The sequence below is a fragment of the Microlunatus sp. YIM B11417 genome (genome assembly GCF_059617205.1).
Genome location: NZ_JCAMPJ010000001.1, coordinates 1,819,868 through 1,832,143, shown reverse-complemented (window position 1 = coordinate 1,832,143; position 12,276 = coordinate 1,819,868). Strand labels below are relative to the sequence as shown.

8 protein-coding genes are annotated in these 12,276 nt (G+C 67.6%); 1 reads left to right on the top strand and 7 read right to left on the bottom strand.

The genetic code is table 11. From position 1 onward, the window contains the following. Positions 1 to 4 precede the first annotated feature (4 nt). A complete protein-coding gene (locus AC6CCG_RS09065; protein ID WP_496654165.1) occupies positions 5 to 838 on the top strand; it encodes a hypothetical protein in 834 nt (277 codons plus the stop codon). Here the strand turns inward: AC6CCG_RS09065 and AC6CCG_RS09060 are convergent. From AC6CCG_RS09060 to AC6CCG_RS09030, 7 genes are all read right to left on the bottom strand, one after another. After that, a complete protein-coding gene (locus AC6CCG_RS09060) occupies positions 811 to 3,339 on the bottom strand; it encodes an ATP-binding protein (protein WP_496654164.1) in 2,529 nt (842 codons plus the stop codon). The genes AC6CCG_RS09065 and AC6CCG_RS09060 overlap by 28 nt on opposite strands. Before the next feature lie 27 nt (positions 3,340 to 3,366). Then, positions 3,367 to 4,347: a hypothetical protein gene (locus AC6CCG_RS09055; RefSeq protein WP_496654163.1), complete on the bottom strand. Its 981-nt coding sequence runs from the start codon at positions 4,345 to 4,347 to the stop codon at positions 3,367 to 3,369. Further along, the gene (locus tag AC6CCG_RS09050) at positions 4,347 to 5,741 is read right to left on the bottom strand and encodes a nucleotide-binding protein (protein ID WP_496654162.1); all 1,395 of its coding nucleotides are present in this window, start codon (positions 5,739 to 5,741) and stop codon (positions 4,347 to 4,349) included. Before AC6CCG_RS09050 ends, AC6CCG_RS09055 begins: the two co-directional genes overlap by 1 nt. A 6-nt stretch (positions 5,742 to 5,747) precedes the next feature. Further along, a complete protein-coding gene (locus tag AC6CCG_RS09045) occupies positions 5,748 to 6,377 on the bottom strand; it encodes a hypothetical protein (RefSeq protein WP_496654161.1) in 630 nt (209 codons plus the stop codon). Positions 6,378 to 6,379: 2 nt separating this feature from the next. Further along, on the bottom strand, positions 6,380 to 8,758 hold the full coding sequence (locus AC6CCG_RS09040) for a M23 family metallopeptidase (protein ID WP_496654160.1): 2,379 nt from the start codon (positions 8,756 to 8,758) through the stop codon (positions 6,380 to 6,382). 416 nt (positions 8,759 to 9,174) lie between these two features. Next, entirely contained in the window at positions 9,175 to 9,519 is a 345-nt protein-coding gene (locus AC6CCG_RS09035; protein ID WP_496654159.1) for a hypothetical protein, read from the bottom strand. Next, a complete protein-coding gene (locus AC6CCG_RS09030; protein WP_496654158.1) occupies positions 9,516 to 12,110 on the bottom strand; it encodes a hypothetical protein in 2,595 nt (864 codons plus the stop codon). Before AC6CCG_RS09030 ends, AC6CCG_RS09035 begins: the two co-directional genes overlap by 4 nt. Positions 12,111 to 12,276 lie beyond the last annotated feature (166 nt).

Below are 12,276 nucleotides of genomic sequence, written 5' to 3'. Positions count from 1 at the left end.
GCCGGTGCGGACCGAAGCCTGCATCGTCAACCACAACACGTCGGAGTTCGCCGAGCTGGCGCTCCGGACCCTGGTCGCCGCCCACCGGACCATGATCGACTCCGGCCGGCTCAAGATCACGATCATGGACAACCACTCCGATGATCAAGGCCTGCCGGCGCTGGTCCGGGCCTGCGCCGAGCTCGGCGCCGGGTTCGCCCGGTCCCGCTGGCCGGCCGCCGCAGCCGCGGCGAACAGCCACGGCGACGTGATGCGCGACTTCGTCGCCGGCCATCACGACGCCGATCACTTCCTGTTCGCCGACGCCGACAGCTACGTGATCGAGAACGCCACCGTCGACCGGATGGTCACGGAGCTGACGGCGGCGCCGGGTGCCTGGGCCGTCCAGGCGCGGTTCGCCTGGCTCGAGGAGTCCGAGGGCCCGGGCAGCAGCCGGGACCTGTGGCGGGGCCGGCTGCAGCAGCTCCGCATCGCGGTCGACGACGCCGAACCCGGCGCCTTCCCCGGCCGGCACAAGGTCCGCTGCCACCCGGCCTTCGCCCTGGTCCGCAACACCGAAACGTTCCGCCGGGTGGCCGACGTGATCGGGCTGTCCTCGGCGGTGATCATCTCCGCCGACCCTGATCTGGCCGGGTTCGCCGACACCTTCGGCCTCGCCACCTTGGCGATGCGGACGCACGGACTTGATCATCTGCTGTCCGACGCCGCCGTCGGCACTACCACGGCGTCAGCTACGCCGACCCGCACCAACCGGTCGGCGGCAAGCTGGACGACTGCCGCCGCCGGCTCGCCCATCTCCGCGGGCGCTGATCAGACGAGCAGCCCTTCGGAGCTCTGACGGATGCTCTCCGCGCGCTCCCGCTTCCGGGCCTCCACGTCCTCCGGGTTGGTCGAGGCCAGCCGGTGGAACTCGTCGGTCAGCCGGATCTCGGTCGGCACCGCGCGGGAGTCGAGGTCCTGGTAGATGAAGATCGATCCGCGCAGGATCTGCGAGTTCCGCGGGCTCTTCAGGGCGTGCATCGAGTCCCAGTTCGGCTGCTCGCCGGTGTGCGAATCACCGCCGAGCGTGCCCGGCAGCATGATCCGCGCCTTGTAGCGGTCCGGGTTCAGGCCGGCGATCCGGCAGGCCGCGATCGCCTCGTCCTCGTCCTCCAGCGGGCCGATCGCGAGCCGGGAGATGTAGCCCTTCAGGCCGGCTTCCAGGGCGTCGGTGACCCGCTGGGTGAACAGCAGCGGCAGCACCCGCTGGGACCGGGCCAGTCGGCCCAGCCGCTCCACCTCGGCCGCCCCGGCACCGAGGAACATCCACGCCTCGTCCAGCGACACGAAGCCGCCGCCGCGGGACCGCAGCGCCGCCGCCGAGCCGAACACCATCATCCGGACCAGGGCCAGCGCGGTCCGCTGCCCCAGTCCGTCCGGTGCCTGTCCGGCCAGCGGCACGTTCAGGTGATTGTCGCCGACCATGATCAGCGTGATCCCCTCGGCCACGGTCAGGGCCTGTGACTGCGGATCCGTACCGCAGAGTGCGGAGAAGGTGGCCGAGTTGCGGGCCTCGGACAGTACCCGCCTGATCATGTCCTCCGGAAGATGATCAAGCTCGCGGTCGGCGATCGCCAGCGCCTCGCCGATGCAGGTCGCCCCCTGTTCGACGCCGTACCGGAGCGCCTCGCCGAGCGGCTGCTCCACCCGGGCCTTTGCCGCGCTGTCACCCCAGACGTTGATCGACAACAGCATCGAGCTCGCCAGCTCGACCCCGACCTCGGTGCTCGCCGAGAACCGGATCGGGTCGAAGATCCCATCCGCGGAACGGATGTCGTCCAACCGGATCGTCTGCCCGCCACAGGCCTCGACCACGGCCGAGTGATCGGAACCCTGCTTCGGGTCGATGATCACGCCGGACTCGCCGCCGCGGGCCCACTGGTCGGCCAGGTTCAACAACAGCATCGTCTTGCCGGAACCGGTCGACGCGGCGCAGAGGAACAACGGCAGCTTGTCCTTGGCCGACGCCGCCTTCGGCGACAGCCAGGCCGGTTGCCGGTCCCGCTCGGTGAAGCCGACCAGCGCCCCGTCGGCGTCGCCGACGAAGGACAGCGAGGTCATCCCGGACGCTGCGATCACCTGGACCGGGATGTCGTGCAGCTTCGGATTGGCCCGTACGTTGGAACACAACCAGGTCTCCGCCATCGCCCCCGGCTGCAGCAGCGTCATCGGCGCCAGCCGGATCGGGTTGCTGGCCGAGTTGAACGTGTCCAGGCTCTTGATCCCGGAGAACGCCACCAGCGCACTGGCATCGATCAAGGACGGGTTCGCGCCGCCCTTGCCGTAATGATCTTCGACCTGGCCGAGCTTCATCAGCATCTCGTCCTGCTCACTCCGAGACAACTGCCCCTGCTTGCGCCGGTCCTCGATGTCGCGGATGAACCGCTTCCGCTGCGTCCGCAACTGATTCCTGGTCATCTTCGCGGGCTCGATCAGGCCACGGACCGAGACCGAGATCGCGCCCTCGTCGATCAAGGTCGACACCCAGTGCGCGACGGGGTCGGTCGGCGCGTCGAACTCGAAGTCGAACTCCGTCACCGACGCGTACGTCACCGCACTCTGCCCGGGCACCGCCTCCAGCGCCTCACAGTTCTCGGTGCCGACGATCTCGGCGATCCGCATCGAGTCCGGCGAGTGGAACACGTGCATGTGCTCGAGATGGTTCAGCCGCGGCGTGGCCGGGGTCTCCCCCAGATTCCAGTACGCGTCCGCGAGCTTGAGCTGCTCCGGCCGCGGCACGATCAGGCCGCACCGAGCCAACGCGGCGTCGACCCGGGCGTAGTCCTCGTCGAAGTCGGCCAACGGGATCAGGCCGTCCTTGAAGAAGGCCGCCAGCGAGTCGACCCGGTCCCGGAACCCGCCGCCGCCACCGACCTTGTCGTTGAGCTGGACACCGAACAGCAGCAGCCGGTTGTCGATCGGCTCCTCGCCGAATCCCTTGTTCAGATAGGTGCCCAGCGGATGGGTCCAGGGCAGATGGAAGTTCTCCTGGATGTTGATCAACAACGCGTGGACCCGCCGGTACGACGAGCGGGCGGTGTAGCGCCGGTTCGAGGAGGCGTCCACCAGGCCCGCCAACTCCACGAAGGCCCGGAACAACGGCGTCATGGCCTCCATGGCCGACTTGTCGTCGCGGGCGTCGACGACCGGCTTGAGGGGCACCGAGCGGTACAGCCACACCGTGCCGTCCATGCTGGAGCGGCACCGGCCACCCGGGTAGGTCGGCCCGAGGGTCGTGTAGTACGTCGGTTTCGTGGAGAACTGGTTCAGGCCCGCTCCGCGACGCGTCGCCATGATCATCGCCCCTTTCTCACCGGAAGGCCGGGCTCACCGGGTGGTTCCCGGATCGCGCCCGACGGCATTGCTGTACGGCTTCAGCTCGGTCCCGGGTGGGCCCCAGGCGACCACCGCAGGTGCCGCGGTGTCGGCCCGGTCGAGCAGCAGGTCGTAGGTCAGCGTCGGATTCTGAGTGGCCGCCGGCTGGCTGGTCCAGACGGCGGACACGGTGACTCGCAGCAGGGCCTGCCGCGGCTTCGGTTCCTGGGCCCGGTCCTGCCCCTCGGCCCAGACCGCACCGACCTGACCGACCGAGACCTCGGCGAACGTGACACCGGTGAGCGGCATGTAGAACCGGTTCGCGGCGGGGTCGCCGACGGCGAGCTTGAGCGCCGCCGGATCGCCACCGGTGTAGGCCTTGGCCCACGCGTTGACGGCCTGCGCGTACTCGGGCGCCGCCGCCATCGAACTCACCCCGGGCCACGGCCATTCACCCTGTCCGGCCGCGTCCACGGCAGGCGGCAGGATCGGCACCAACGCCGGCTGGGCCAGAGCGACCGCGCCCGACGCACCACTGACCAACTGGATGCTGGTGTCGAACATCTTGCCCTGCGGATCGGCCAGGACGAAGGAGTAGGTCGTCAGCGTGCGCTGCTCGGTGTCCTGGCCGTCGCGCTGTTCAGCGGGCTTGCTGACCGAGCCCGTGTACGCGACCACGCGGCCGCCGGGAAGCGGTGAGGGCACCTTGGCGAGCCACTTCTCGACCTCGACCTGGGCCTGCGCCGCCTCCCGGGTCACGGTCAGGTCGTTGCCGCTGCCGGCCGACGACGTGGGCGGCGAGAGCGTACGGACACCCAGCACGATCACGGTGAAGATCAGGAACGGGAACAGGATCGCCGAGACCCAGAGGTAGATCGTGATCACCCGGCGGCGGGCCTTGCCCCGGTTCGGGTCCACGACGACCGGCAGAGTGTCCGGCTCGTCCCACCAGTCGACGTTCTTGAGCTTGCGTGCACCGTTGGCCGTCTTCATCAGCCGGCCTCCTTCCCGCGCCGCCGGAACCAGCGACGGCGGTCCTTGCCCGAGTCCGGTGAATAGGGCGCCGCCTCGACCGGCATGTCGAAGATCCGCTGCAGCACGACATCGATCATGTTCGCGCACACCGGAAGGTCGGAGGCGAGTTCGCCGGCGTTCATCCGGGACAGGATCTCGTTGTCCTCCCAGATGGTGCCCAGGTGCACCGAGAGTTCGCGGAGCGCGGCCACGATGCGATCCTGGTTGTGCAGCGCGATGTTGGTCGGCACCCTGTTGATCAAGGACATGACGTGGCTGGGATTCACGCCGAGCCGGATCAGCCGCTCCATCACCTCGATCAGGTTGGACAGCCCGGCGGTCGACATGCCGGTCACGGCCAGCGCCCAGCCGCCGGCGCCCAGCTCGGGCTCGATCACCTGCGAGACCAGGTCGCGCGGGTCGTCCCGTTCCAGGATCTGGGTGTCCAGCACGACCAGGTCGGCGAACTGGCGGACCTGGCTGATCATGCCGGCCAGCACCGACGCGGTGATCCGGCCGGTGGCCAGCTGTTCCGCGGTCGGTCCCTGGATGAAGGCGAAGTTGACCTTGGACAGCCGCGCATCCCTGGTCCGGTTCAGTTGCAGCGGCGAGATGATGCCGGTCCGGACGTTGTCGTCGAGGATCGCGTCGAACACGGTCGGCAGGTTGCCGTCGGCAACCCGCAGGAAGGTGGCCAGGTCGGGCTGGCCGAGGTTGGCGTCGACGAGCACGACCCGGCGCCCCCGGTTCGCGGCCCGGTTGGCCACGGACAGCGCCAGCGACGACTTGCCGACGCCGCCGGACCCGGACAGCGCGAACAAGACCTCGGCCTCGCCGGTCCGGATGGCCCCACCGCGCAGCGCTCGCCGTACCGACTCAGCGAACAATTCCTCGTCCGGATGCGGCGGAGCCTCCGGTTCGGCCGCCCGGCGCGGTGCCCCGGCGTCGGGATCCCACTCGGACCAGTCGGGCAGGTTCGGGTCCAGCAGCGAACCGTCGGGCTCGAACTGCAGCCCCGGCGGGAGCTGGTCCAGGTCGATCGCGTCGGTGACCACGCCCGCGTTCTTGAGTACGTCGACGACGGTGGTGCCGGGCCGCAGCTGGTAGGTCCGGTAGCCGTCGCCGTCATCGACGATCGGGTCCTGGTCCGTGCCGAGCACGGTCAGATTGACGTGGCGGTAGATCCGCGGGATGAGGCTCTGCACCCGCGGCTGGTTGAGAATCAGGCAGCCGACCGGGCCGTATTCGGTGACGAGGTCGTGCACCCGGTCCGCGGCGATCCGCAGGTCAGGGCTGGAGGCTACCGTGAATCCGGCCCTGACCAGGTGGATCGCGAGCGGATCCAGACCGATGAGTCCGATCGGGGTGGTCACGTCACCTCACCTCCCTTCCGTATTCTTCATGATCTTCTGAGCCGCCGCGATGAGACCGGGCGACGCCTCCTCATAAGCCTGCGCCGACCAAGTTTCCGTCACCGGATCGAATACCAAAGTCACGTACCACCATTTGTTCTGCGAGCTACCGATCGCCTCGGACACCACCGTGGCCTGGGAAAAGGTACCGTCAACCACCGCTGACCGTACGGGGGTGATGACCGGTATCCGCGACGTGGACGGGACCGACATTCGCTTGGCCAGATAGGGCACGGTCACCTTCGCCAACTCCTGGTCGCGGGTCGCCGGATCTCGTACCGAAAAGGCCTTCCAGAAGGCGGTTGCTCGCTTCATGACCACGGCCTCCTCGGCGGGCGTCAGCCGGCTGTGCTCGTCAGCGTCCGTACCCGTGCTGGGCACATTCGTCGGCGGCGGTGCCGTCGGCGTGTCGGAGGCGCCTTCGTCCCCCGGATGCTCGTACGGCGCGCTGGTCGTGGCGGCAGGCGGCTGCGGCGGCTCGCCGGACTCTCCCGGCGCCCGCGACGCGACGGACCGCCAAATCCCCACCACAACCGCCACAACGATCACCACCGCCAGTGCGATCCCGACCACACTCGTCGAACTCCGCGTCGCCATGGTCAACAGTCCCCGGCGGGTACGTGTCCCGCGTTGCTGGTCATCTGCGGCGAGCAGCGGATCGGGACCCCCTGCTGTTCCAGGTACGTGATCGGGTTCATCACCGCTCCCTCGCGCCGGACCTCGAAGTGCAGGTGGGCCCCGCTCGCCTTGCCCTGCTCGCCCTCGGTGCCGATCACCTGGCCGCGCTTCACCGCGACTCCCTGCTTGATTCCGGGCCCGAACGAGTTCAGATGGGCGTAGTAGGTCTTCACGCCGCCGCCGTGGTCGATCACCACGAGGCGGCCGTACGAGCACCCGAAGTTGCTCCGCCGCTGCTCGTTCGTCAGATTCGCGCAGTACACCTTGGTCGAGTCGACCTTGCCGTCGGCCACCGCGAGGATCGGCGAGCCCTCGTTCGTCGACATGTCCTGGCCTGTGTGCCCTCCGTAGCCCCAGCACTCGCCGCTCCCAGAGAGGCAGACGCCGTGCCCGATCGAATAGTTCTGCGTCGTCGGCAGGCCCCACTTGCCGTCCCCGCCGCCGGTGTCGACGACGCCCTTGTTGCCGTACACGGACACGTGGATGTGGTTGCGGTGCGCGGCGGAGTCGCTCGGGCCGGAGTAGCAGCCGGCGGCCGCCGTCCCGCATTGGCGCCAGCCCTCGTCGGCCCGCTCCACGGACCAGATGCGTTCCTGCCAGATGATGTACATGATGCCCAGCGGGCGCCAATTGGCCTTGAGCCATTCGGCCGCCTCGTCGCCGAGTTTGTTGCCCGCCGGCGTCTCGTACCCGGGAATCATGAAGTCAACCGCCCGGTAGAGCGGGTGCTCGCCCCAGGTCGTGTAGTAGTAGCCGCCGATGTTGGTGATCGCCGGGAACTTCTGCTTGGTGCAGCGCAGGGTGCGCAACGCGTCCGGCTTCAGTCCGCGCTCCGACGGCAGGCCGGTCGCCGGGCAGTTCGCGAAGTCGCCGCCCTGCCCCTGGCACTCGTCCGTCGCCGTCACCGGTCCGGTCACCCCGCCGAGACCGTTGATCAGTGTGACCGCCTCGGCCTCCCGGGTGGCGTAGCGGTCCGGAAACGCCGAACCCTGAACCTTCTGCGCCGCGTCGCCCGGCGGCATGGTCTGCCAGCCGTCGATCTGCAGCAGCCCGGGCAGGTGATAGCCGGCACCACCGGCCGGTTCCGTACCTTCCTTCTTGGCGTCGGCGACGTTCTGGGCGGTAACCTTGCGGCCGACGTAGAAGGCCTTTGCCGCCACCTGGATGTCGTTGAGCAGCTTGACGTTCTCCTCGTACGTGCGCCCGTCGGCGTGCCAGCCGATCAGCGCCCGTTCCTGGAAGACCCCGACATCGTGGTTGGGGTCCGGCCGGGACGTCGAACCGTCGGCGCCGATCTGCGACTCGACCAGCGCGGTCATCAGGGCGATCCGCCAGGCCAGCTCCGGCAGCTTGAGCGCCTTCCCCACCGCGATGATCGCGGCCGCGTTGCGGATCTGCAGGTCGGTGAACCCGTCCAGCCGGGGCAGGTTGCCGGGCAGGCCGATCATGCCGATCTGCCCCGGTGTGCAGGACCCGGGCGGCCCCTGCGGCTCCTGCTTCTGGCCGATCGCCCAGCGATAGGCGGCGTCGAAGACCCGGGCCTGATCACCGCTGGTCGACGTCGGCAGCTGGGAGAGCACCTGCTCGAACGCCTTCCGGGTCCGGTTGTGCACGCCCGCGCTCGCCGGGTCGTCCTGGTTGATGCCGATGATGAAGCGGTCCGCGTCCTGCGGATCGGGGATCGTCACCGCGCCCGCGTCCACGGACAGCGGATCGGTGCCAGGCCCGGCGACCATCAGCGCCGCGAACAGCCGGCCCAGCAGATAGCCGGCGGTCTGCCGGTCCTTCGCGGTCTCCGCGGTCAGCCGATCGATCCCGTACGGGGCTGCGGCCTTGTTGAACTCCGCCACCTTGATGCCGTACGGAGGATCGCCCGCCTTCGTCCAGTCGCCCGCGGACCGGTCGATCGCGGCGAGCACGGTCCAGGTCGTCCCGGACCCCTCGGCGGCGACCTTGTAGAGCGAGATCTCCTTCTCCGTCAGCCCCTCCGCCGTCGCGGCCTCGTACGAGAGCTCCTCCTGGAACCCGGTGTCGGTCGCGATCGCGCCCCCGACCTGGGTGACGGACTGGATCAGATTGACGATGAGATAGGCCGGGACGACCACGGCGATGACCGCAGCCGTGAGGATCCGGCGCCTCGTCGCCGGGTTCTTGGCGATCCCGATGCCCGCGCCCGCCGCTGCTCCCACGAAGGCGCCCTGGGCGCCCCCGACGGCTCCGAGCGTCGCGCCGGCCTTGGCGTTGGCCCCGACGTCACGTACGTCGTCGCTCACCGAGCCGTCCGACTCGCTGCCGGACATCAGCCGCTTCCCGGACGACAGCGACCGGCGAACGCCGCCCCTCGACGGTCCGTTTCCGTTGTCGCTTGGACCGTCCTGGGCCATCCCCCGGTCACCTCCCTTCGCTACGAGGGCAGGCTGCGGTCCCCGAGTCGTCGAGGCACGCCGCCCACCATGCCGAGCCCACCTCTGCTGAGGTACAGACTCGGCCCCCCGAGGGACTTCACACGCCGGTTTATACCATTGTGACCTGAGTGACGAACTGGGTCCAACAGTTGTCTCGCCGCGACCGGCGGCAGAACTTGAGCAACCTCCGCTCAACCCCCTGCATCCTGGTCCCTGCCGTGGGCCGAGCCGGCGAACTCTGCCGGACGGGCCGTTCAGGCATGGATCCACGCTTCGGCGGACTCCAGGTCAACCGAGTTCAGCTCCATGGCCTAGGTTCGGTCGTCTTCACGCCCTGAAAGCCCCTCGAGAATCTTCTCGGCGAGTTGCGTAGCTCGATCGAAATTGGCATCGGCAGCCAGGACCGCGTACGGCTCATCGATTTCGATCCGATCGACGATCTCACTCAGATCGCGCAGCTGAGCATCGATCGGATCCCCGAACACGTCGCCCTCCGCGAGGGCGGACTCCAATCCGCTGTCGTCGAACAGAGTCTCGACACACTCGACGAACGACGACATCTCCGGAAGCGCATTGCCGGTCCAGACCCGCGCCTGGTACTCGCGGTCAGCAAGCTCACGAAGCGCAGCAACGATCTTGTCCTCATAGATCCTCAACGGAATACCTCCGGTAGAAACTTGAAATCCGCGACAGGAATGTGAGCAGCAGCAGTTTTTGGACTGGGCAATACGTTTCCATTCTTGTCGAGCGGGCGGCCGTTGCGCTGCCATCGCACGTAGGGTCCGCGCGAGTTCGGATACGGGCTTTTCGGATTCCCCGGCATGACGCGAACAGAATTGCCAGGATCTGCTGGATCCGTGTACGCCATGCCCCCATTCTTCTTCGACGACTTGCTCCGCCACGTGCCCGGGATCCCACTCGGAACAGGGAGGTGGACGGGACTAGCAGCCCGCGGAACGGATCCCGCTGAATGACTGGCTGCGCTTGTTGCCACAGCCGAACCGGACTGCGCACTACCCGATGTTGCTGCAGCTGCGGCGGGCTCGCCTTCGGATGAATCTCCAGCTGGCGACACGTTTCCGATTGCTCGGTCATTCCGCAGCGCATCCACCTCCGCCATTCGCCGGCGCCTCGCCGCAATGATCTCCCGCCTGGTTGAAGAAGGATCGTTGAGTATGTCGTCATCTGTTCGATCCACGGAGACGCTGTTCGGAGCGGCCTTCGCCGGTATTGCCTGATCGGTGTCCAGTTCGGAGTTCCGCTTGCCATGGCGTCGCGACACCCGGACACCATCCTCATCATCACCCGACCGGCCGCTCCGACCCACCAGTCCCCTGGCACGGTCTGCGATCGCCTGACCGCCGGCGCGAACTGCACCCAAGCCTGTACCGCCCGACAACGCGCCGCCCCACGCCATCGCCCCGCTCACGGACAGAGGTGAGGGCATGCCTGCCTTCTTGAAGGCGAAGTGCAGGGCCACCGCCGCCATGACCGGAGCCAGGCCGCCCAGGATCAGCGTCATGTCGGAGTTCGGGCCTGCGAAGCTCCGTACCAGGTTCAAGATCAGATTCGTGAACAATGTGATCAAGCTCATCAGGAAGACGCCGAAGGCTGCGGTCAAGGACAGACCGACGTAGATCTTGAGGAAGCGAACCAACCGGCCGTTGTCCGCGCGCGGCAGCAGGCAGAGCAATGCGACGAAGATCGAGGACAGCAGCATGAAGGCGGCCACGGCCTTGACGATCATGATGACAGCACCCAGCGTGCCGAACACCCCGGCGACTCCGATGGCGGAGATCAGATAGCCGATGACCGCCGAGCCGCTGGAACTCTGATTCGTCCCATGGAGCGCGGAGATGAAGTCGTAGATCGACGGCGGCATCTCGCCGGCGACATCCTTGAGCTCGGAGTCCCCGTCACTCCAGTCGAACATGTCTGCGACGGTCTCGCTGTCGCTGTTGAAGAAGTTGTAACAGGCCTCATTGAAGGCGCCCGAGGATCCCTCCTCGGCACCGGTGCGCGCACCCTCGGCGCTGATCAGCCAGCTCTGACCTTTCGGCGTGTGCCAGCCGTCGCGTGCACCGAGGTTCTCCAACTTGCCGTCCTTGGGCACGCAGGCCGCCCAGGCGATCCAGGCTCGGTCCTGCTGAATCCGATCCAACTGCCGCCAGGCCGGGGCATCCGCCTTGACCGCGAACGAGGATCCCTCCGGGATTCCAGCGGCCGGCACCCGCCTCAGGACGTCCTCGCGCGTTGCGGAGGAGACGGCCGTCTCTGATTGCCCCGGTACCAAGTAGTCACCCAGCGTGACCGGGATGCGAGCGTTGTGATCGAGCAACCTGCAGGCCACCCGGCTCTGCCCGTTGAAGTTGTCCCGGCCGAACTGCCCCACCGACCACGCCCGATACCCCGAGACCTGCCAGAGATTGGAGACGGTCTGTGCCGGGATGGTCTTCGCGTCGATCAGCGTGCCCTTGCTGCGCGCCGAAGCGTCATAGCCCCGCTTCAGCGCGTTGACGTAGGCGCCACAACTCAACTCATCCTGGTCGACACCCACACCGTCGTCGATGCCCGGAGCGCTGAGCGCCGCAGCCGGCGCGGCTGCGATCTCGGTGATCGCTTGATCGATCATCGTCGCGAACCAACCAGGAGACCCTTGGCCAGGAACATAGCGGCCCGAGGAGTCCGTGGTGCTTCGCGCAGCACCGGCGACCATCAGAATCAGAATCGCGACGATCACCATCTTGACGAACAGCCGCGGTAACCAGTCGCCCTGGCGACCGATTCCCTGGATCAGCAGTCCGAGAGTCGCCAGGCCGAGAAGCCCCGCCACTAACGGGGAGTCGATCACGCGTTGACCGAACTGTGCGACAGCCCCATCGATCGCCCCGCCGACCGACTGCAGTGGGCAGAACTCCGTCGACCACATGACGAACTTGGTCGTCACCGAGTACAGGAAGTCCCCGATCGCGAAAGTGCTCCCCTGCATCTGCCGCTGAAAGGGAGCGATATCGAACGGATTGCCGCCACCGGTCCGGACATGGATCTGCTGTGTCGCACCAGACCACCGCTCCACCGGAAGGTACTGGTAATCCGCAGTTCCGACGGTGGTGGCGCAGATGCCACGAGTCTTCTGGTCCGCAGCCGGATCAGCTGAAGCGGTAGACGTCGAGATCAACAACACGCCGAGCGCTGCGAGCAAAATGCTCGCTAGGCGCACCACCACAGGTCTCGCCACCGGCCCCATGTCAGGAACTCAATCGAAGATTGAAGCTACCCGAGCAGCCGTGGACATCGGCTTCAACGGCTGATCCGCAGGGAGAACCTTCTTCTTCGGGTTAGGCCGCCCGCCCGGCCGAATGAGTGCCCAGTCGTCATGTGGGACCTTAACGGTCGCCGGACCAAGCATGAAT

Bases quoted from the DNA above. Each gene is read 5' to 3' on its own strand.
- AC6CCG_RS09060 (WP_496654164.1), bottom strand. From the start codon at position 3,339: ATGATCATGGCGACGCGTCGCGGAGCGGGCCTGAACCAGTTCTCCACG.
- AC6CCG_RS09055 (WP_496654163.1), bottom strand. From the start codon at position 4,347: ATGAAGACGGCCAACGGTGCACGCAAGCTCAAGAACGTCGACTGGTGG.
- AC6CCG_RS09045 (WP_496654161.1), bottom strand. From the start codon at position 6,377: ATGGCGACGCGGAGTTCGACGAGTGTGGTCGGGATCGCACTGGCGGTG.
- AC6CCG_RS09040 (WP_496654160.1), bottom strand. From the start codon at position 8,758: ATGTCCGGCAGCGAGTCGGACGGCTCGGTGAGCGACGACGTACGTGAC.
- AC6CCG_RS09030 (WP_496654158.1), bottom strand. From the start codon at position 12,110: ATGGGGCCGGTGGCGAGACCTGTGGTGGTGCGCCTAGCGAGCATTTTG.